Raw genomic sequence first — 21,680 nt, forward strand, 5'->3', positions numbered from 1 at the left:
AACAAAAAAAGCGGCCTTGAGGCCGCTCATTCTGATGTTCTATGAAATAGGCTTAGAAAATTTCATTTGGATTCAGATCAAATCCACCATCACCTTCGGTAAAGAGATCATTCGTCTCAGGGTCGCCATTGATACCTGGTGGGAAGTCTGGCTCGATCACATTCGGACGAGCTAAGTCGTTTTGACGAATCACAATCTCAACACGTCTATTCGTAGCACGGTTCTGAGGCGTATCATTTGGTACCAAAGGTCGAGCATCAGCGAACCCCGTTACAGCAAATCGCCCTTGATCTAATTGTCCAGTAGAGAACAATTCTTCTGCGACAGCAATTGCTCGAGCAGATGAAAGCTGCCAATTCGACCGAAAACGAGCACTATCAATCGGAATATTATCAGTATGGCCCTCAACCGCAATACTACCATCTAATCCAACCAATACATCGCGTACCATGTCAATGACAGGGATAAAGTCGTAGTTAAGCTCCGCAGAACCGGATTGAAATGATCCTCGATCTTTTAGACGTATTGTGATGGTATTCTCTTGAGTCTCTACTTCAACAGTACCTTTGGAAATCTCTTCACGCATTACCGAGGCAACTTGTTGAGCCGTTTCTTCCGTTTGCTGAATCTGCTGCTCACGCTGCATATCCGCTTGAGACATATCAACTGTGGTATTTGGGGATGGCTGTCCAGCTCCATCTTGCTCATTTAATTGAGCCGAATCGGGCTTACACATTACTTCCAATGTATTTTCTGGAGTATCGTCTGCTTTTTGGCGCACCTCATTAATAGGCGTTGGCTCAGGACGACCAGGACTAAACTCTTGGGCAATGATAGAAGTACCCATTGGGATAGACTCAGCTTCTATCTGCTTTTGCACACCAAATGCTTCTCGCATCGATCCCGCCAGCTGCTTAAACTTCAAAACATCCATTTCGGCAAAAGACAGAAGCAATACGAAGAAACACATCAGCAGCGACATCAAGTCGGCAAAGGTACCCATGTAGGCCGGAAGGCCTTCTATACATTCGGGGCAATCGTTTTCGTCTTCTTCAGCACTCATGACATACTATCCAATTACAACTGACAAAAGCGTTATTCACGCTCAGTTCGTTTGCCTTCCGCAATATAGGTTTTCAGAGCCCCATCCAACACTCGTGGGTTCTGCCCGGCTTGAATCGCTAACAATGCATCCAAAATTAGCTGCTGACACAACAGTTCTTCGTTCGCGCGGTTTGAAAGCTTTGCCTGAATCGGTAGACAAACCATGTTCGCTAACATGGCACCATAAAGAGTTGTCAAAAGAGCTACCGCCATCGCAGGGCCGATGGCTTTTGGGTCATCCATGTTTGCCAACATTTGCACCAGACCAACTAGGGTACCGATCATCCCCATTGCGGGGCCCGTGTCACCAAAGGCTTTAAATACTTTTGCTCCGTTATCGTGGCGGGTAAACGCTTGGTTCATATCCTTTGAGAGCTGTGCTCTAACCACAGAACCATCATGGCCATCCACCAGCATTTGAATGCCCTTTGACAAGAAAGGATGACTCACTTCTTTACCTTCTAAGGAAAGCAATCCGCCCTTACGAGCTTCGTCTGCTAATCCATAGATTTCGTCGATCAAAGTGTCTAGCGGGACACTTTTAAACATAAATGCCTTCGCAGCAGATTTGCCGGCCCCAAGGAATTGTCCTAAGGGGTATTGCATCAGAACAACAAAGGTAGAACCAATCAATACAATCAGAACCGAGGCAGGGTCGATAAACATCCCTGCGGAACCGCCCAATAAGATGGCCATCAGAACGATTACGAAGGCTCCAATTAGACCTAATAACGTTGCGATATCCACACACGTCTCCTACGAATAAAGCTATAATGCGACTCAATATTATCCATTTTAAACAAATAGTAGCGGCGCGTCTTATTTCCCCGTTACTATTTTGTAACTTTAGAGTGACATCACTCGTGAATAATGCGGAATTCTGTTACAAATTGTAGGTTATCAAAAGAGAAGTCATTATGTCTCGAAAAACTAGCGTGCGCCACTTCGAAGAAAATCTATCCGAACTGGAGACGATTGTTGCGCAACTTGAATCCAATCAGCTGTCTCTTGAAGACGCCCTTAAAGCCTTTGAAAAAGGTGTCAAACTTAGTCAAGACTGCCAATCTGTACTAACTCAAGCAGAGCAAAAGGTACAAATCCTTCTTGAAAAGCATGACGGAGAACGCCTTGAAACTTTTGACCCGGAATCCGAACAGTGAACCTAGAGCAATTTTCGCAGTATGCTTGTGAGCGCGTAAACCGTTATTTAGACGACGCTTTATCAGAATATGAACCAGCTGACCGATTACAAGAAGCTATGCGCTACAGCCTATTTAATGGCGGTAAGCGCGTGCGTCCAATGCTAACTTACGCTGTCGCACAGCTGTTTTCTGAAGCAAATGAATTGACCGATGCCAGTGCCGCCGCAGTCGAATCGATTCACGCCTATTCATTGATCCACGACGACTTACCCGCCATGGATGACGATGATTTACGCCGCGGCAAACCAACCTGCCACATTCAATATGATGAGGCCACAGCTATTCTTGCGGGAGATGCCTTACAGACATTTGCTTTTGAACTGTTAAGTCGACCGAGTTTTACGCAACCATCAATGCAACTAGCCTTAATCCAAACACTACATACCGCAAGCGGTAGACACGGAATGATCACAGGACAAATGATCGATTTATCCAATGTGGATAAAAGCATGTCCTTAGCAGAATTAGAGTTAATGCACCGCCATAAAACCGGTGCACTGATCCGAGCCGCTGTAAAAATGGGGGCACAAAGTGTCGGTGTAAGTGATACCGAGACCCTAGCTGCTTTAGATGCTTACGCTTCTGCCATTGGCCTAGCATTCCAAGTTCAAGATGACATTATTGACATCACTAGCGATACCGAGACGCTTGGAAAGACTCAATTTTCAGACGCAGATGCCAACAAGCCAACCTATCCAAAGTTATTAGGATTGGAAGGTGCCAAAGCACTGGCTAAACGATTACACGATGAAGCCGTTGCTCAAGTAGAGCCTTTTGGCCCGAAAGCGGAACCATTAGTCGAGCTCGCTAACTATATTATTGCTCGTAATCACTGATATAATGCCCCGCTATTTTAAGACAGAATAAGTGACCATCCGGTGCCCATGTTCGAAACGATTCCAACATCGCGTCCTTTGACGCCATTACTCGACACAATTGACAGCCCAGCCGACCTGCGCCAATTGCCGAAGAAAGAGCTTCCATTACTCGTCAGAGAGTTACGTGAATACATGCTTTATAGTGTGGGGCAAACTGGTGGGCACTTCGGTGCTGGTTTAGGCGTTATAGAGCTTACGGTGGCACTTCATTATGTTTTTAATACTCCCGAAGACCGTCTTGTATGGGATGTAGGCCATCAAGCCTATCCCCACAAAATCTTAACTGGCCGCAGAGACGCTTTACTTAGTATTCGTCAAGAGGGAGGCATTTCAGGCTTTCCAAAGCGCGAAGAAAGCGACTACGACACCTTTGGTGTTGGTCACTCAAGTACATCGATTGGTGCAGCACTTGGTATGGCACTGGCGGCACGACAGCTTGAGAAGTCACGCAAAGCCGTTGCAATCATTGGTGACGGCGCGATGTCCGCCGGCATGGCCTTTGAAGCATTGAACCACGCAGGTGATGTCAAAGCCGATATGCTGGTGATCCTCAATGACAATGAAATGTCTATTTCCAAGCCAGCCGGAGCCCTTTCCAGTTCTTTAGCGCGCATATGGGCAAGCAAAACATACGAAAATATCAGAGAAGGTGGCCGCAAAGTATTCTCCGGTTTGCCGACAGCCCTTGAGCTTGCACGCAAAGCAGAAGAACACATGAAGGGCATGGTTGCTCCGGGCACTATTTTTGAAGAGCTTGGCTTTAACTACATTGGCCCAATTGACGGCCACGATATTGAACTGTTAACGCAAACGCTAAGCAATCTGAAAGATCGTAAAGGCCCTCAGTTTCTTCATGTCATCACCAAAAAAGGCAAAGGCTTTGAACCCGCTGAAGGTGACCCAATTGGTTATCATGCCATCAACAAAGTAGAGCCTGATGACAAGCCGGCTACCGAACCCTCCAAACCGTCATTGCCCAAGTACAGCAATATTTTTGGTCGCTGGGTATGCGATGCCGCGGAGCAGGATCAACGCCTAGTAGCTATTACTCCCGCAATGAAAGAAGGGTCAGATTTAATTGCATTTGCAGAGCAATACCCTGACCGTTATTTCGATGTAGCCATAGCAGAGCAGCATGCTGTGACACTGGCCGCCGGCATGGCTTGTGATGGTTTAAAACCAGTTGTCGCCATTTACTCAACCTTCCTACAGCGAGCTTACGATCAATTAATTCATGACGTAGCACTGCAAAACCTCGACGTTTTATTCGCCATTGACCGAGCCGGCTTAGTCGGAGAAGACGGTCCAACTCATGCCGGAGCATACGATCTAAGCTATCTTCGCTGTGTCCCTAACATGGTTATCATGGCACCAGCTGATGAAGATGAGTGTCGCAAGATGCTACATACAGGGTACGAGTACTCCGGCCCTGCTGCCGTGCGCTACCCTAGAGGCACAGGTCGAGGCATTACGGTAAACGATAAACTAGAGTGCATCAAATTAGGACAATCTCGTACGTTACACGAGGGCCAGTCTGGTGTAGTTATCTGCGGTTTTGGCCGTCCAACTTACGATGCGTTGCTCGCCGCTAAAAAGCTCGATGCGACCTTATTGGACATGCGTTTCGTCAAGCCTTTAGATGAGCAAGCACTGCTCTCTCAAAAGGACGCCAAGCTAATAGTGACAATAGAAGAAAACGCCGTCATGGGAGGTGCTGGCTCGGCAGTAAGCGAATTCCTAAATGACAACAATATTCACGTACCTGTTTTGCACTTAGGGCTGCCAGACCGATACGAAGAGCATGCTAGCCATTCAGCGATGCTAAAGCGTGTTGGCATTGATGAGCAAGGCATACTTGATGCTATTGAGAGCAAACTATTGTCACTTTAAGCTCAGATATAAAAGGCGGTTACATGACCGCCTTTTCTACATACAGAAACCTCTACAAACTCCACTTAAAACAGTTATTCGTTCATATTAACTGCGAAGTTGTAGCATAGGATTAAGTAAATTCTCAATCAAAGGCCTATAACCATGAGTACAATTTTGGTAATCGGCGCAAGCGGTCAAATCGGCCAAAAAGTCTGTCATTCTCTACTACAGAAAGGCTATACCGTACGCGCTCTTGTTCGCGACACTCATCGCACAGAAGAGTTGCGCCACCCAGCACTACAGGTTTTTCAGATCGACCTTGAAGAAGACTTTAGCCAAGCCTTTGAAGGTGTGAAAAAAGTTGTCTTCGTAGCAGGTTCAGGTGGCCATACAGGCTGTGACAAAACTTTATTAGTGGATTTGTGGGCAGCAAAACGTGCCATGGATTTTGCAGAGGAAGAGCCGAGTGTAGAGCACTTTATCCAGTTAAGCTCATACGGCGCCGACGACCCTGAAGAAATTCAGTCGAGCTTAAAGCCCTATATCGTGGCCAAGCACATTACCGATGAATATTTAACCATTACTAGCCTACCCTACACGATTCTTCGGCCTTGTAAGCTCACTAACCATGAGCCAACTGGCGGTTTTAGCAACCAACGACCTGAATCAGCTGAAGAGGCGACGATCTCAAGAGCAGATGTCGCTGAAGCCATCTGCTACTGCGTCGAAAACGATTCAACAAAAATAAAAGTCGTTGAACTATTCCAAGGTAACGCTTCAATTGAAGCTATTTTCAACTAGTGAAAATAGCCGTTCTTGGGCAGAGCGAATTAAACTGTAAAAGTATTCGCTCTGCTACGCTAAACCTCTTCTTTGATCTGCCTTTATAACTTCATCGTTCCGTTCTGCTCTAAGCCAACATGCCAGCTAAATGCTTCTTCCATTAAGTGCGGTGTATGACCACCTCGTACACATGCTCGTTCAAAGTAATCCATCAACTGATGACGATAGTCAGGGTGTGCACAATTCTGAATAACACGCACAGCACGCTCTCGAGGAGCAAGGCCGCGTAAATCCGCTAGACCTTGATCAGTCACCAGAATATCTACATCGTGCTCCGTGTGGTCTACATGGCTCACCATTGGCACAACGCTAGAGATAGCGCCATCTTTGGCAATTGATTTCGTTACAAAGATCGACATATTGGCATTACGGGCAAAATCGCCTGATCCACCGATGCCGTTCATCATTTTAGTGCCGCAGACGTGAGTTGAATTTACATTGCCATATAGGTCAAACTCCAATGCCGTGTTAACGGCAATAATACCTAAACGACGCACAAGCTCTGGATGGTTAGACATCTCTTGTGGACGCAGCACCAACTTGTCTTTGTACGCCTCAATATTATCAAATACCTTTGAATTCATGCGCTCAGACAAGATGACTGAACAACCTGAAGCAAATTTCATTTTACCCGCATCGATCAAATCAAAAGTCGAATCCTGTAGCACTTCTGAGTACATTGTCAGATCTTCAAAGTCTGAATCTAACAAGCCCATCATCACCGCATTGGCAATATTACCGATCCCCGCTTGCAGTGGGCCAAGGTTATTTGGCAAACGACCTTCGGCAACTTCTTCTTTTAAAAAGCTCACGAGATGCCGTGCAATCGACGCAGTCTCTGAATCAGGATCAGACACCGTTGAATAAGAGTCAGGCGTACTAGTGAAGACAATACCGGCAATCTTTTCTGCTGGAATTGGAATCGCAGTACTACCAATGCGATCATCCACTTTAACAAGTGGTAATGGGGTACGCGTAGGACGATAAGTCGGTATATAAATATCATGTAGACCTTCCAGCTTTTCACTGTGTAACGTATTAATTTCTACAATCACTTTATCAGCAAATACAGCGAAACTTGCTGAGTTACCGACAGAAGTCGTTGGCACAATATGGCCTTCTTCCGTAATCGCAACTGCTTCAATAATCGCCACATCAGGTCGTGTTAATTGATGGCTGCGTAGTTGCTCTACCATTTCAGAAAGATGCTGGTCAATAAACATGACCTCACCATTATTAATGGCTTTTCGTAACGTTGTATCCACTTGAAAAGGCATACGGCGCGCAAGACTACCAGAGTCCGTTAAAATCTTATCTAAATCATTACCAAGCGAAGCGCCGGTCATTAGGTTGATTTTAATCGGGTGTTGTTTACAACGTTCCGCTAGTGCCTTTGGTACGGCTTTGGCTTCCCCTGCCCGAGTAAAACCACTCATACCAACTGTCATGCCGTCTTTAATAAATGTACAAGCCTGTTCAGCAGACATGACTTTCTCATGCAAACCACTGTTTCTTATTCTCTCTAAACTCATCTTAGAACCTTTATTTTAATTTTATCTGGCAAACGTCAGCTAAACTCATTTAGAGCAGTTACTAATGTGAACGCACACGAAAAGCTGCATAGGATAAGAGATGCTGACGCCAAAGATTAAAGTGCGCACAGTATAAAAATTACTAAGGGAAGCGTAATCTGGACCAAAGTATTAGATGAATTACGTGTTTTTTATGAGCTTAAAATAAGCTCATAAAAAGAGTAAATACAATGCATTTAAGTGTTTATAATAATAGCCAAAAAGCACAACTATAAATTTAAAATCTAATCCAGTGATATTCTTACAAAGATTGGAAATTTAATGTGATTACGAAGAGAAAATAATCACACTGTGCACGCTATAAAGATGGGAGTCTAGGTAATAAAATCGACAAAAAAGGGGCTGCCGCCCCTTTCTAGGTAGTGAACTTAATAATTAAGCAGACAAAGCTTCAATCAATGCCTGCATTTCAGCATCGGTACCGATTGTAATACGCAGGTACTCTCCAATGCGTGGCTTCTTACCAAAATAGCGTACCAAGATACCTTGTTCTTTTAAGCTCAAATACAAAGTCTCAGCATCTTTCTTAGGGTGCGTAACAAAGACAAAGTTCGTCGCCGATGGCAATACTTCAAAACCTAGTTTCTCAAGCTCTGAAACCGTCCACTCACGTGTAGCGATGGTTTTGTCACAGATTTCTTGCAAGTATTCCGCATCTTCTACCGCCGCCGTTGCACCTGCTAGCGCAATGCGGTCAATTGGGTATGAGTTAAATGAGTTTTTCAAACGCTCAAGACCATCAATCAACTCAGGCTGTGCAATGGCATAGCCCACACGAATACCCGCCAGTGCGCGAGATTTAGAGAAGGTTTGAACGACCATTAGGTTCGGGTATTGATTCACCAATGACACAGCGCTTTGCGCACCGAAATCGACATAGGCCTCATCCACTAATACCACTACATCTGGATTCGCCTTTAACACTTTCTCGATGTCTGACAACGGTAGCGCCTTGCCCGTTGGTGCGTTTGGATTGGTTACCACAACACCTGATACATCTAGGTTTTCGTAATCCACAGGATCGATATCAAAGCTTTCCGTTAACGGAATAATCTTAGGCTCAATACCGTATAAATTTGCGTATACCTTGTAGAAGCTGTAAGTGATGTCAGCAAAAGCTAATGGCTTACCGCCAGCAAAGTAACCCATAAATGCCAGCGCCAACACTTCGTCTGAACCATTGCCAACAAACACTTGGTTCGCATCAACACCATAGCTTTTCGCCAAGGCATTCTTCAAGGTTTGGCAGTTAGGGTCTGGGTACAAACGCAGCTTATCACATACCTGCTCCTGCATTGCTACCAACGCCTTAGGAGATGGGCTGTAAGGGCTCTCGTTGGTGTTAAGCTTAATGTATTGCTTATCTTGCGGTTGTTCCCCTGGCACATATGGGTCAAGAGAAGCGATTTTGTCAGTCCAAAAACGGCTCATATTACTCTCTCTGTTACTAAAGGCTGTTACTCATATAAAGGGGTCAGAGCCCTAGTAACGCCGACATTGGATAAACATTACTTTCTTCCACTCAGGGCTCTGACCCCTTGAGCTTTTCTGTTTTTATATCAAGCAAACGCAAATAAGGCCTCATTAAGAGGCCTTATGCATGATCAAACGTGTAATACGCGATAACGCCTCAATTAGTCTTGTGGACGCATATGAGGGAATAGCAATACATCACGGATCGATGGAGAATCTGTGAACAACATCACTAGACGGTCGATACCGATACCTTGACCCGCAGTAGGTGGAAGGCCGTATTCTAGAGCATTGATGTAATCCGCATCGTAGTGCATCGCTTCATCATCACCCGCGTCTTTCTCTTCAACCTGACGACGGAAACGTGCCGCTTGGTCTTCCGCATCGTTAAGCTCCGAGAAACCGTTAGCGATCTCACGACCACCGACGAAGAATTCGAAACGGTCAGTAATAAACTCGTTGTCATCGTTACGACGCGCTAGTGGCGATACTTCTGCTGGGTATTCAGTGATGAACGTTGGTTGAATCAACTTGCTTTCCGCAGTTTCTTCAAAGATCTCAGTCCAAAGTTTACCTAGGCCCCAAATAGGCTGAACGTCGATGTGAAGTTTCTTAGCAACAGCCGTTGCTTTCTCAACCGTATCTAGGTCTTCAGCCGTTAGCTCAGGATTGTAGTGCAAGATTGCTTCAAGCATGGTCATACGCGCAAACGGTGCGCCGAAGTCAAACTCTTCACCTTGATAAGGTACTTTTGTTGTACCAAGTACTTGCTCAGACACTGTGCGTAGCATCTCTTCGGTAAGATCCATAAGATCTTTGTAGTCCGCGTACGCTTGGTAGAATTCGATCATCGTGAATTCTGGGTTGTGACGCGTTGATACACCTTCGTTACGGAAGTTACGGTTGATCTCGAAAACTCGTTCAAAACCACCTACTACCAAACGCTTCAAGTAAAGCTCAGGTGCGATACGTAGGAACATGTCCATATCCATCGCATTGTGATGCGTTACGAAAGGACGCGCAGATGCACCACCAGGAATGGTTTGCAGCATTGGCGTTTCCACTTCCATAAAACGACGATCTTCAAGGAAACGACGGATCGTAGAAATCACTTTTGAGCGAATTTCGAATGTCTTACGTGATTCTTGGTTTACGATTAGGTCAACGTAACGCTGACGGTAACGCATTTCCATGTCAGCCAAGCCGTGGTGCTTATCAGGCAGCGGACGAAGAGACTTCGTTAGTAGCTCAACTGACTGCATGTCCACATAAAGGTCACCTTTACCAGACTTATGCACTGGGCCAGTTACACCAATGATGTCACCTAGGTCCCAAGTTTTGATGTCTTTAAGAAGTTCTGGATCAAGCGCTTTACGGTTAACGTATGCTTGAATTTGACCCGACATGTCTTGCAGCAACATGAAGGCACCGCGGTTACGCACGATACGACCAGCAATGCTAACAACATGGTTTTTCTCTTCTAGCTCAGCTTTTTCAAGCTCGCCAAATTGCTCTTGTAGGTCCGCTGCGTAAGCATCACGGCGGAACGTATTAGGAAACGCAACACCTTGCTCACGAATGGCATCCAACTTAGCGCGGCGCTCTGCAACTAAACGGTTATCGTCAGAATTTACGCTGGTCTCGTTTTGAGTTTCGTTAGACATGATTTTGTAAGTTACTCTTGTCAAAAGGTTTTAGTGCATTAAAGGCCTTGTTTAAGGCTTGCCACAATAAATTGGTCTAGGTTGCCATCAAGCACCGCGCCGGTGTTGGAACTTTCCACACCCGTACGCAAGTCCTTAATACGAGAAGCATCCAATACATAAGAACGGATTTGGCTTCCCCAACCGATATCAGACTTAGTGTCTTCTAAAGCCTGAGCCGCTTCCGTACGCTTTTGCATTTCCATTTCGTATAACTTGGCACGTAACTGTTTCATGGCAAAGTCACGGTTCGCGTGCTGTGAACGCTGACTTTGACACTGAACCACGATACCAGAAGGTACGTGGGTAATACGTACCGCGGAATCGGTGGTGTTTACGTGCTGACCACCGGCACCGGATGAACGGTATGTATCCGTGCGAAGGTCTGCTGGATTGATATCGATTTCAACGTTGTCATCGATTTCAGGAGAAACAAATACTGACGCAAATGACGTATGGCGACGGTTACCCGAATCAAATGGAGATTTACGAACAAGACGGTGAACGCCTGTTTCTGTGCGCAACCAACCGAAAGCGTATTCACCTTCAAAACGCACTGTCGCAGATTTAATACCCGCCACATCACCCGCTGACACTTCGACTAGCTCAACTTTAAAGCCCTTGTCTTCACCCCAGCGTAGGTACATACGCAACAGGATATTGGCCCAATCTTGAGCTTCTGTACCACCTGAACCAGATTGGATATCCAAGAACGCACAATTAGGGTCCATTTCACCCGAGAACATGCGACGAAACTCAAGTTCGCCCAGTTGCTTTTCAAGCTCATCAAGCTCTAACTGAACGGCTTCTACAGAATCTTCATCGTTCTCTTCTACCGCCATATCCAACAGAACCTGAGCGTCTTCTACGCCTGATTCCATGTTATCAATGGTCGATACCACCGCTTCAAGAGAAGAGCGCTCACGTCCTAATTTCTGAGCATAATCAGGGTCGTTCCAAACGTTTGGATCTTCTAGTTCGCGGTTAACTTCTTCTAGCCTTTCACTCTTTGACTCGTAGTCAAAGATACCCCCGAAGCACTTGGGTTCGTTCGGAAAGGTCTTTTATCTTCGAAATGATCGGATTAATTTCCATTTTTACGTCAATTTGCTATAAATTTATGTGGATTTAACGAATCGCCAATTGTAACGAATTTACCTGCGGCATAAAATGTTATTCGTTGCGAAAATAATGGAAATTCACCTTACATAACGCTTATCTAGCTGTCGGAGATACTATGGAAAAGCCAACTGTTGCTGTCGACATTCTGGGCAAGTCTTTCAATATCAACTGCCCGAAAGGTCATGAGGCAGAATTAAAAGAAGCCGCAGAATATCTCAATAATCAAATGCGCGAACTTCGTGCAAGCGGTAAAGCGGTCGGACTTGAAAAAATTGCCATTATTACCGCTTTAAACATTACCCATGATTTGCTATCGAGCCGTCGCTATGCACGCTCAAATGAGCAGCAGCTACGAGAGCTAACCTCTCAGCTAGACTCAGCTCTGGGGCAGCAAAGCAAAGTTGGATAGTCATTGTTTAGATAGACTTCGCGGCGTTTAGCAATAGTTTTAGTCACGAAAATTCTTCAAGTAGCCCGATGCCCCCCAAGATTTCTAGGGTGATTTTTCTCATCTTCTCCCCTATACTGGCGGTGTTTCCTGGGTTGTTCGAAGCGGCTTAACGCCCTTGAGCCTATGAGCAAATACCCGGAAAGATGCTGCAAGTTCGGTGTGCATGTCCGTGCGACGGAAAGCCTAAAGAACTTCAGCTATTTCCACCTTGAACCACTGGGTTCAAGGCCAATAGCCGAAACGGCAACTTGGGAAACACTTTTTATGTCTTTAGATCGTCAAAGCTTGCGCCAATCATTGCGCGCAAAACGCAAACAACTCTCCGATATTGAACAACAAAACGCAGCAATCAAACTGCTAGAGCAATTCCAATCTGCTCTCGCTTCGGCACTTTTACCTGAATCCAATCTCGCCCTTTACCTTACCAATGATGGTGAGATTTCGCCTGACGCCATCTGTGAATGGTGTTGGCAAAATAACATCAATGTCTATTTACCGGTTTTGGACGGCAAAGCACTTGTTTTCGCTCGCTATACACAAAATTGCGAGTGGCAGAAAAACAGCTTTAACATCTTAGAACCTGTTGACCCTGCACCGTTAAAAGGCGCTGATATGGACATGGTGCTGATGCCGTTAGTTGGCTTTGATGACCAAGGCGGACGCCTAGGTATGGGCGGTGGCTTTTACGATCGTACGTTTGAGAACAAATCTGAACGAACACACTTAATTGGCTTAGCGCACGATTGCCAAGAAGTTGACAATTTACCTATTGAGTCATGGGACGTGCCTCTAAGCGGTATGCTGACGCCAAGCCGCTACATTAAGTGTGAGTAAGTTAACACATCCGCTTTAATGAGGGCTGATTTCTTCAGCCCTAGAAGCGATATCAACACTGAGTTTTCTCAGTACAGAAGACATCTTAGATACAGCGTACTCGTAACCCGAATCATCCAAAGACTCCCTTAAAACAAAACGCTGTTTAGACAATCGACCACTTCGTGACTCTTCTAACGTATAACTCCCCGCTAAAATGACAGCGTCCTGGTCGATGATATGAAAATAGTCTATTTGCAAATCCAGTTGGTAGGATTTTTCCGCCTCAACAGCTCTGGGCAAGTCACTTTCTAAAACCTTTGTAATGCCCACTTGAAGCGGCTCTGCCCATAAATTGTTCGATGAGAAAAAGAGCTCATGATCCGATACCTGCAAAACAATGTTCGAACTTTTCAAATAATCCGATAATACGACAGAACGAATATTAATAAGTGTATGGCTCTGCTCAGCCTCAGCTGGCATTACATAGGTAGGTGTTCCATTTAAGACATAGTATTTAGGCGGCTGCAATGTGGAGGAAGAGCAACCAACCATCAACCCCAAAAAAATCAGTAACAACAATCTCATCGGCTTGCTCCACGAGGCTCTATATCTGGGGTAACTTGGCTTTTAAAAATCAAGCTATTAGGTGAGGTATTTATTTTCTGTAGCAGTGGCGTCAACTCTCGCATCGTATTCTGAATCTCAATCATGGTCTGATTAATAGAGGAAACACCGCTATCTTCCGTAGCGAACCTATCCAACAATAGATTTAAATTGCCGAGAGTTTCATTCATCTGGACCATATCAAACTCCGTTAACTTAGAGCTAATAGAAGCGCTTGCTTGGTTGAAAGCATTCGCGCTTTTTGACAAATCCTGCAGCAAATACCTCAAGTCTTGTGCAACACCTTGTAAAGGCAAGTCATTGATCTTGTCTAACGTAGTACTAAGCTGATCCGTAAACTGGACGATTTCATCTGGCATACTCGGAATCACAGGGTAGCCAGCAATGTGCTGGACACTCGAATTATTGTCTTTTGGATCATGCCTTAGATCAACGAAGACCGCCCCCGTTAAAAGACTCCCGGTCTTAAGAGAGGCTTTTAGACCATTTTTTAACCAGAGCTCGAATTGCTGATTGATAAAATCACGCCCCGATTTATCGTCACTCAAATTCGCCCGTCCTGGCTGGACAGATATAAGCACTGGAATTTTATAAGAAGCTTCGTCCACCTCAAGCTTATGCTCCGCTAAACGAACATTGATATTTTCCACCTGACCAATCTGAAGACCACGATATTCAACTGGGGCACCAACCTTCAAACCACGAACCGAACTCTCAATCAGTAAGAGAAAATACACTTTCTCAGTGTAGCGATGGGACATAGCACTTTTAAAAGAGGGATATATCTGGAACACTTTGTCGCGATTAAATGGGTGAGTAGCAGGCATTCCTTCTGGGTCATCAAAGGTGATCCCCCCAGCAATAAGAGACTCTAGATTCGGTGTCGTTACCCCTACCCCATCAGCTCCCAACTCCAGCTCGATACCACTGGAATTCCAAAAACGTGTGTTGGACGTGATTAATCTATCAAAAGGCGCTTCAATAAATGCACTGTAACGAGCCACACGTTTTTCTAAATCATAATTTACCGTTTCAATACGACCTACAGCCAAGCCTCGGTAAATAACTTGATCCCCAACTTGCGCAGTAAAAGATTTCTCACTATTCAAAAACAACCGAATACCTGGGGTCCCAATAGGCGTTACTGGGGGAGCATTCAGTGCAACAAAATACCGGGTTGTCTGCTCACTAATACCTGGAGCCATATCTATATATGAACCAGATAACAATGTTTGTAGCCCAGAGACTCCAGCAAGTGAAACACGAGGGGACACCACCCAAAAGCGGCTATCTGAGCGCAAATACTTCTCCGCTTCTTTATCCAAAACAGCCGTTACTAATACTCCTGTCGAATCATCATTCAACTCAATTTTATCAACATGCCCAATTACTACGTCACGGATCCTTATCTGAGTTTTGCCAGCTTCTAAACCAGAGGCTGTTTCAAACTCAATCTCAATATTGATCCCTCGGCTATTGATTTCCTGAAGCACAAACCATGCACTCACCATTAAGGTAATTAATGGAATAAGCCATATTTTAGAAATACCGCTATTAGATTTAATAACGGCAGGAGCAACAGCTTGTTTTTGTGATTCTCTTGAAGACTCGCTCATGCTATTGCTCACTTTCCCATAACATTCGACTATCGAAAGACATCGCCGCCAACATGGTTAATATCACCACCGCACAGAAAGCGATAATCGCCGCACCTGGAAAAATACTCATCGTACTCCCAAGCTGAACCAAACCTGCTAAAACAGCTACGACAAACACATCAATCATCGACCAGCGCCCCATCATTTCAGTCATTCGATATAGAAAATATCGGTGTCTTATTCCAGCTCGGCTATTACTTTGTACCGAAAAATTTAAATAGCCAATCGCCAGCATTTTGAACATTGGAACCAATATGCTGGCAATAAAGATAACCGATGCAATCAAATATGAACCATGCTCCCAAAGCGTCACGACACCACCCACAATCGTTGAGGGGGTATCAGCTCCCAGAAAGCGTGTAGTCATGATTGGCAAAATATTCGCAGGTATATACAACAAAACCGCGGTGACTAGTAGCGCCCAAGTCCACTGAGTGCGTTTGCGTTGTTTTTCTAAGCTAGTCGACTTACTGCTTTTCTTCGCTATCAACAACTCTAATTGAAACCTGTCTAGGTACATAAGTGTGAGAACATAAAGCACCATAAAGCCCGCATAGAAATAGAAGCCTGGACCGAATGTCACATCAGCCATATCCGTTATCTTAACCATACTTACTAGCACACCCACCATAAATACTTCAGGCATACACCAAACAATAAAATTAAAGCAGATATCGATTTGGGATTTTGTCGCGTGACGACCAATCCCCAGCTTGATGGAAACCATCCAAAGACAAAGCAACAACAGAACGGCTGTAGGTAATAAGATACAGACAAACAGTACAATACCCGCTAAAGCAATATGGTTTTGCTGCACTAGCGTTTCAATTTCTGTTGTTAAACTAATCGAGGCATGTAATCCGTTGGTAGAAAAAGAGAGAAAATTGAAAAACAATGATAAAGCCAGAAGAGCCAAACTAGACAGACCAAGGGCCAAAACCTTATCAACCCAGTTATGTTTAAACGAAGTCAGTTTATGCCCACACCTTGAGCAGCATGCAGATTGATTGGCTTCGAGCTGAGGTATAGCTGTATTAAGCCCGCACCTTTCACAGGAAATTACCCGTTCACTATCAAACTGACTGCGCAAATCTGAATTCATATCCATATCACTCAAAAAAACCACTCGCCATAAAAGTATTCCATTACTAACTCATAAAACCTTACTCATTTAATGGATAAAATCAGTGAGAGTCAAATAAAGGCTTTAGCATTACAAAGGCAGGATACTCTGGCCGACCTGGCCAATGGTAGCCAAAAAGCTGGATAAGTTTAGGCATGATGGTGATTTCTAAATCGAGATTTGGACGGAGCATGGCATCCAACAATGCCCCTTCGGATACTGATATCAGTTCGATGGTAGGCAGATCTTCATATAGTGTCCCCTCTATCCGCCACTGCTGGACATTTGCAACATACTTATTGCTATTGAAGCCATAAGAAAGCTCACCAGACGACCAATCAGCCCGCCCACTAAACTCGGTAAAGCGCTGTTTTGAGAAAGAATATTGACTACTCCAAGACTTAATCTCTATTAAGCTACCAGTGATTTTTTCAGCTCGAGGAAAAAAGAGGCTACGTAAGAGATTTGGGTGAATAGTCATCTCATCCACCCATGTGGATACTGAAAAAACGCTTGGGCGAATACGCCCATGTCCCTTAACTTGGGAATGCTGTACAAACCACTCAACAGGCTGGCAGATTGAAGGCATGGTCCATGAAATCTGTAAGGGCTCAGTTACCCCCTCAGCGTCAATAAGAGCCTGACCAGACCACCAATGGCCAGACACCTCCCGCACTTGAACACCCTTTGGCAAAACAGTCTGAATCTGCTTCGACCATACTTGAAGCGGTAAAAAGACCAAACATAATAGGGTTAGAACGAATATGAGAAATGCGCTTAACCCTATGTATGATTTCCGGCCCATTATAGCCTCTACTGAACCGAGAGCTTCTTCGTCAAAGCTTCAAGGTCTTCTGGCGTATCGACACCGTGTGGTGGTAGCTCTTTGGTTAGCGCCACTTGCACTTTAATGCCTTGGTGAAGGAAGCGCAGTTGCTCCAGTTTTTCCCATTTCTCTAGTGGTGACATGGGCATTTGCGCATAACGTCCCAACAAAGACACACGATAAACATACAAACCAACGTGGCGTAATGCAGGATAATCTTCAGCAATCTGTTTTGCTTCTTGCGCAAAGCCATCACGATCCCATGGCATGGTGGCACGACTAAAGTACAGCGCACGACCTTTAGCGTCACACACTACTTTCACAACACTTGGGTTAAAAATATCTTCTTCACGATGAATCGGACACGCCACGGTCGCCATCTCAGACTCTTTGTCGTCCGCTAAGGCTTGTACAGCGTTATGAATCAAGCCAATGGGTAACAAAGGCTCATCCCCCTGCACATTAACCACGATCTCATCGCCTAACCAACCTTTAATGGTCGCCACTTCTGCTAGACGCTCTGTACCATTTTCATGATCTGTACGAGTCATCACCACATCAGCACCAAACTCTTCTGCGGCTTTGAAAATATCTTCATGATCAGTGGCGATGGTGACTGACTCAGCCCCCGCTTTTAGTGCCAATTCGTAGACCCATTGCACCACCGGCTTGCCAGCGAGATTGGCCAGCATTTTCTGGGGGAAACGCTGGGAAGCAAAGCGCGCCGGAATCACAATATGAAACGCAGGTAAGTTACTCATGATCAATCTTTCTTCTCAAATTCTGGGCGCTTAGCCAATTCATACGCCTTTTCTAACGGCATTCTCGTAGCAAGCACCAAATCAGCCACTTCACGAGCGACACCTTGTCCTGCCGAGCGTTTCAAAGTGATATCACAGTGACGTAGCAACAAAGTATGAGCATCCGCAGGACACAGTGAAATACCGACTTTTGGCATCACTTGTAAATCAATCACATCATCACCGACATAAGCCACTTGCTCGGGCTCTAGGGTTAGGGTTCGCATCAATTCATCAAACGCCGCCGCCTTATCACGACAACCGTAATAGGCATGCTTCACACCAAGGTCTTCCATGCGCTTACGTAGTGGTGCAGAATCTTTCGCGGTGATAACCGCTACATCGACTCCCCATTTTGGTAGAAGCTTCAACGCTACGCCATCTTTGACATTGAAACGTTTCACCGCCTCACCATCCGAACCGTAGTACAGGCCGCCATCGGTGAGTACACCGTCCACATCAAAGATAACCAATTTCAAAAACGGCAATTTCTTCATCAGAAGGTTGCCGTTCACAAGCTCTCGGTAGTGTTCTAAGAAAGCAACGTCCATTAGGCACTCGTATCTAGAGTTTCAAAGGTTTTCACCAGCTCATCCAGCTGCTTAATTTGCTTTAGGAATGGCTCAAGTTTGTTCAAAGGCAAAGCACACGGCCCGTCACATTTTGCATTGTTTGGATCAGGGTGTGTTTCCAAGAACATACTAGAAAGGCCTAAAGACATACCAGCACGAGCAAGCTCTGTAACTTGAGCACGACGACCGTCCGCTGAGTCGGAACGACCACCTGGGCGCTGTAGCGCGTGAGTCACATCAAACATCACTGGGTAGTCGAATTTCTTCATTTCACCAAAACCTAGCATGTCGACCACTAGGTTGTTGTAACCAAACATAGTGCCACGCTCACACAGCATTAAGTTGCTGTTGCCCGCTTCTTCACATTTGGTCAGGATGTGTTTCATTTCATGAGGTGCTAAGAACTGAGCTTTTTTGATGTTGATCACAGCGCCAGTTTTTGCCATTTCTACCACAAGATCCGTTTGACGTGACAAGAACGCAGGCAATTGAATCACATCTGCGACTTCTGCTACCGGTGCACATTGATCATTCTCATGGACATCCGTGATCACAGGAATGTTGAAGGTATCTTTCACTTCCTGAAGGATTTTCAGGCCGCCATCAAGACCTGGGCCACGGAAAGAATTGATTGAAGAGCGGTTGGCTTTATCAAACGAGCCTTTGAAAACGTAAGGAATACCCAGTTTTTCAGTAACCTTCACGTGCTCTTCTGCAACCTTCATTGCAAGGTCTCGTGACTCCAGCACGTTCACACCACTGAACAAGACAAACGGAAGGTGGTTAGCCACCTCAATAGAATTACCAATACGGATGATTTTGCTGGTTTCTGACATAGTCGTGTCTGTCCTATCAATCTTAACGGTCGTAAATTTCAAGCAGGCCGACTACGTTTTTGTTGTCGTCTACTGCTACGAGTAAAGTAATTTTGTCGCGCAGCATACGTTCTTCTGCTTCGACAATCATAGTATCTTGGGAAATCGTTTTCGGGTTGGCAGTCATCAGCTCTGACATGGTTTTACTGAGCATTCCAGCGGCATCTTTAAGCATGGCACGACGTAAGTCACCATCCGTAAAAATACCCGCTAAGCGCTCCCCTTCTTTGATCAACACCACCCCTTTACGGCCTTGAGTCATCACCGCAATGGCATCTTGTAGAGAAGTTTCAGGTGAACAGAACGGCAAGTTGTCCTTGTGCATTAGATCACGTACACGCGTCAGCAACTTACGGCCTAAGCTACCTCCAGGGTGAAAGCGAGCGAAGTCTTGCGGCTGGAAATCACGGCATTGCATTAACGCTACGGCTAAGGCATCCCCCATGGCAATAGTCATGGTTGTAGAAGTCGTTGGTGCTAAATTGTTCGGGCACACTTCACGGTCAATGGCGATATCCAACACACAATCACAATGTTGCGCTAGGGTCGAACTTGGATTGCCGACAATCGCGATCGATTGATTACCAAAGCTTTGCAGTGATGGGAGCAGGCGAATCACTTCTTCTGTCTCACCTGAATAGCTAATCAGAATCAGTAAATCATCTTGCTGAACCATACCAAGATCGCCATGAAAGGCTTCACCTGGGTGCATAAAGAAAGACGGCGTACCAGTCGAAGCTAGCGTCGCAGCAATCTTTTTGCCAACGATGCCAGACTTGCCCATACCACAGATGATCACACGACCTTTAGTGTTTAGCATCATGGTCACGGCTTGGGAGAATTGCGTATCCACTCGATCGGCCAAGCCCATCAGAGCCTGTGCTTGAGTGGTAAGAGTGGTTTTAGCGCTGGTGATCAGTGTTTGTGAATCACAAGACAAAGTAGACTGGGTTTCGCTCATGGGCCAACTCGAATTCGTAAATAGTGGCGCCATTATACAGAGGCAAAAGCAGAACGCCTACCAAAGCAAGGTAGGCGTTCCATTTTGTTTTACTTAAGACAAGTCGCGTATTGACCCGCTAACGCTTCAAGGAAAGCTGGGTAGCTATCATTTGACAGCTTCAATGATACGCCAAGTGGATCAAGAACAGCCGTTTTTACATCTGTTCCATCAATCAAGGTTTCAACGATAGCTGGGCTGAATTGTGGCTCACTGAAGATACAAGCCACATTGTGTTCTTCGATTTCTGTACGGATATTTGCAACAGTCTTTGCCCCCGGCTTGCGTTCTGGGCTGAGTGTCACTGCACCTTTGTTATTCAGACCATAATGACCTTCGAAATAGCCATATGCCTCATGGAACACAAAGTATGGCACATCTTTAATAGGAGCCAATGTAGCTTTCACATTATTGTCCGCAGTTTCTAGAGCCCTAACAAAGGCTTGATAGTTAGCAGCGAACTCTTGTTTATGTTCGGGATCAAGTTTGCTTAACTGCTCCATTACATTGTGCGCTAGAACTTTCGCATTAGCAGGATCTAACCAAACATGTGGGTCAGTGCCCGTGTGATCATGGCCTTCATGCCCATGTTCATCGTGAGCTTCATGCTCATGATCTTTATGGTCATGCTCATCATGATCGTGATCCTCATGCCCTTCATGGTCGTGATCTTCGTGGTCGTGCTCTTCATGCTCACCATGGGACGCTTCGTGATCATGATCTCCATCATCACCATGCTCATCATGATGAGCTTCATGGTCATGTTCTTCGTGGTCATGATCATGACCTTCTTCACCAAATTCACGAAGGTAGGTACCGCTCAAAGCCATCCATTCGATGTCTTTTTTGCTGGAAAGATTTGCTAAAGGTTTTTCAAGGAAGGTTTCAAGTGACTCCCCCACCCAAACAACCAAATCCGCTTGATCCAATTTACGCAGGTCCGATGGACGCATAGCGTAATCATGTGGCGATGCTTGGTTATTCACTAACTGCTCAACCTTGACTTCATCACCACCAATGGCCGTAACGATCATTGAGACAGGCTTAATAGAGGTAACAACTTGAGTTTGAGCAAATGCAGAAACAGACAATAATAAAGAGGCGGGTAAAGCGTACTTCAACATGAGATCGGGTCCAACCATAAAA

21 protein-coding genes and 1 other RNA gene are annotated in these 21,680 nt (G+C 45.3%); 7 read left to right on the plus strand and 15 right to left on the minus strand.

What is annotated here, in order from left to right; translation table 11 throughout:
* Positions 1 to 52: 52 nt before the first annotated feature.
* On the minus strand, positions 53 to 1,063 hold the full coding sequence (locus C8D85_RS12020; protein ID WP_133563046.1) for a flagellar motor protein MotB: 1,011 nt from the start codon (positions 1,061 to 1,063) through the stop codon (positions 53 to 55).
* 32 nt (positions 1,064 to 1,095) lie between these two features.
* Positions 1,096 to 1,851, minus strand: coding sequence for a flagellar motor protein PomA (gene pomA, locus C8D85_RS12025; protein ID WP_133563048.1), 756 nt, complete (start codon positions 1,849 to 1,851; stop codon positions 1,096 to 1,098).
* 170 nt (positions 1,852 to 2,021) lie between these two features.
* On the opposite strand from pomA, the gene C8D85_RS12030 reads away from it, so the two are divergent.
* From C8D85_RS12030 to C8D85_RS12045, 4 genes are all read left to right on the plus strand, one after another.
* A complete protein-coding gene (locus C8D85_RS12030; protein ID WP_133563050.1) occupies positions 2,022 to 2,264 on the plus strand; it encodes an exodeoxyribonuclease VII small subunit in 243 nt (80 codons plus the stop codon).
* Positions 2,261 to 3,142: a (2E,6E)-farnesyl diphosphate synthase gene (gene ispA, locus C8D85_RS12035; RefSeq protein ID WP_133563052.1), complete on the plus strand. Its 882-nt coding sequence runs from the start codon at positions 2,261 to 2,263 to the stop codon at positions 3,140 to 3,142. The genes C8D85_RS12030 and ispA overlap by 4 nt, the downstream gene beginning before the upstream one ends.
* A 48-nt stretch (positions 3,143 to 3,190) precedes the next feature.
* The gene (dxs, locus tag C8D85_RS12040; protein WP_133563054.1) at positions 3,191 to 5,074 is read left to right on the plus strand and encodes a 1-deoxy-D-xylulose-5-phosphate synthase; all 1,884 of its coding nucleotides are present in this window, start codon (positions 3,191 to 3,193) and stop codon (positions 5,072 to 5,074) included.
* Positions 5,075 to 5,218: 144 nt separating this feature from the next.
* Complete coding sequence (locus tag C8D85_RS12045; RefSeq protein WP_133563056.1) at positions 5,219 to 5,857, plus strand: SDR family oxidoreductase; 639 nt, start codon at positions 5,219 to 5,221, stop codon at positions 5,855 to 5,857.
* 83 nt (positions 5,858 to 5,940) lie between these two features.
* Here the strand turns inward: C8D85_RS12045 and C8D85_RS12050 are convergent, their stop codons facing one another.
* From C8D85_RS12050 to prfB, 4 genes are all read right to left on the minus strand, one after another.
* Positions 5,941 to 7,431, minus strand: coding sequence for a succinyl-CoA:acetate CoA-transferase ScpC (locus tag C8D85_RS12050; RefSeq protein ID WP_133563059.1), 1,491 nt, complete (start codon positions 7,429 to 7,431; stop codon positions 5,941 to 5,943).
* 435 nt (positions 7,432 to 7,866) lie between these two features.
* Positions 7,867 to 8,922 (minus strand): histidinol-phosphate transaminase, encoded by a 1,056-nt coding sequence (hisC, locus tag C8D85_RS12055; RefSeq protein WP_133563061.1) that lies wholly within the window; start codon positions 8,920 to 8,922, stop codon positions 7,867 to 7,869.
* 203 nt (positions 8,923 to 9,125) lie between these two features.
* On the minus strand, positions 9,126 to 10,628 hold the full coding sequence (lysS, locus tag C8D85_RS12060; RefSeq protein WP_133563063.1) for a lysine--tRNA ligase: 1,503 nt from the start codon (positions 10,626 to 10,628) through the stop codon (positions 9,126 to 9,128).
* 38 nt (positions 10,629 to 10,666) lie between these two features.
* Positions 10,667 to 11,762, minus strand: a protein-coding gene (gene prfB, locus C8D85_RS12065; RefSeq protein WP_133563065.1) for a peptide chain release factor 2 whose coding sequence is annotated in 2 segments (ribosomal slippage) — positions 10,667 to 11,689 and positions 11,691 to 11,762 — 1,095 coding nt in all. Because the reading frame shifts where the segments join, the coding sequence is not laid out codon by codon here.
* A gap of 142 nt (positions 11,763 to 11,904) precedes the next feature.
* On the opposite strand from prfB, the gene C8D85_RS12070 reads away from it, so the two are divergent.
* The 3 genes from C8D85_RS12070 to C8D85_RS12080 all read left to right on the plus strand — a co-directional run bounded on the left by C8D85_RS12070 (position 11,905) and on the right by C8D85_RS12080 (position 13,074).
* The gene (locus C8D85_RS12070; protein ID WP_133563067.1) at positions 11,905 to 12,198 is read left to right on the plus strand and encodes a cell division protein ZapA; all 294 of its coding nucleotides are present in this window, start codon (positions 11,905 to 11,907) and stop codon (positions 12,196 to 12,198) included.
* Positions 12,199 to 12,321: 123 nt separating this feature from the next.
* A non-coding RNA gene (gene ssrS / locus C8D85_RS12075) (6S RNA) lies at positions 12,322 to 12,499 on the plus strand.
* Positions 12,500 to 12,504: 5 nt separating this feature from the next.
* Positions 12,505 to 13,074, plus strand: a complete 570-nt coding sequence (locus tag C8D85_RS12080) for a 5-formyltetrahydrofolate cyclo-ligase (protein ID WP_133563069.1) — start codon at positions 12,505 to 12,507, stop codon at positions 13,072 to 13,074.
* Between the two features lie 15 nt (positions 13,075 to 13,089).
* On the opposite strand, the gene C8D85_RS12085 is transcribed toward C8D85_RS12080, so the two are convergent.
* The 9 genes from C8D85_RS12085 to C8D85_RS12125 all read right to left on the minus strand — a co-directional run bounded on the left by C8D85_RS12085 (position 13,090) and on the right by C8D85_RS12125 (position 21,658).
* Positions 13,090 to 13,641, minus strand: a complete 552-nt coding sequence (locus C8D85_RS12085; protein WP_133563071.1) for a PqiC family protein — start codon at positions 13,639 to 13,641, stop codon at positions 13,090 to 13,092.
* Positions 13,638 to 15,296 (minus strand): intermembrane transport protein PqiB, encoded by a 1,659-nt coding sequence (gene pqiB / locus C8D85_RS12090; RefSeq protein ID WP_133563073.1) that lies wholly within the window; start codon positions 15,294 to 15,296, stop codon positions 13,638 to 13,640. Before pqiB ends, C8D85_RS12085 begins: the two co-directional genes overlap by 4 nt.
* A gap of 1 nt (position 15,297) precedes the next feature.
* A complete protein-coding gene (locus C8D85_RS12095) occupies positions 15,298 to 16,446 on the minus strand; it encodes a paraquat-inducible protein A (protein ID WP_133563075.1) in 1,149 nt (382 codons plus the stop codon).
* A 76-nt stretch (positions 16,447 to 16,522) separates the two neighbouring features.
* Positions 16,523 to 17,266, minus strand: coding sequence for a hypothetical protein (locus tag C8D85_RS12100; protein ID WP_133563077.1), 744 nt, complete (start codon positions 17,264 to 17,266; stop codon positions 16,523 to 16,525).
* 8 nt (positions 17,267 to 17,274) lie between these two features.
* Positions 17,275 to 18,048 carry a 3-deoxy-manno-octulosonate cytidylyltransferase gene (kdsB, locus tag C8D85_RS12105; RefSeq protein ID WP_133563079.1) on the minus strand — a complete coding sequence of 258 codons (774 nt, stop codon included), beginning with the start codon at positions 18,046 to 18,048 and terminating at the stop codon, positions 17,275 to 17,277.
* Between the two features lie 2 nt (positions 18,049 to 18,050).
* The gene (locus C8D85_RS12110) at positions 18,051 to 18,638 is read right to left on the minus strand and encodes a KdsC family phosphatase (RefSeq protein ID WP_133563081.1); all 588 of its coding nucleotides are present in this window, start codon (positions 18,636 to 18,638) and stop codon (positions 18,051 to 18,053) included.
* Positions 18,638 to 19,495, minus strand: a complete 858-nt coding sequence (kdsA, locus tag C8D85_RS12115; RefSeq protein WP_133563083.1) for a 3-deoxy-8-phosphooctulonate synthase — start codon at positions 19,493 to 19,495, stop codon at positions 18,638 to 18,640. The genes C8D85_RS12110 and kdsA overlap by 1 nt, the downstream gene beginning before the upstream one ends.
* A 22-nt stretch (positions 19,496 to 19,517) precedes the next feature.
* Positions 19,518 to 20,495, minus strand: a complete 978-nt coding sequence (locus C8D85_RS12120) for a KpsF/GutQ family sugar-phosphate isomerase (RefSeq protein ID WP_133563085.1) — start codon at positions 20,493 to 20,495, stop codon at positions 19,518 to 19,520.
* Between the two features lie 89 nt (positions 20,496 to 20,584).
* Positions 20,585 to 21,658, minus strand: a complete 1,074-nt coding sequence (locus tag C8D85_RS12125; protein ID WP_133563087.1) for a zinc ABC transporter substrate-binding protein — start codon at positions 21,656 to 21,658, stop codon at positions 20,585 to 20,587.
* Positions 21,659 to 21,680 lie beyond the last annotated feature (22 nt).

This window comes from Marinomonas communis (assembly GCF_004363305.1).
In the GTDB taxonomy this organism is placed as follows: Bacteria; Pseudomonadota; Gammaproteobacteria; order Pseudomonadales; family Marinomonadaceae; genus Marinomonas; species Marinomonas communis.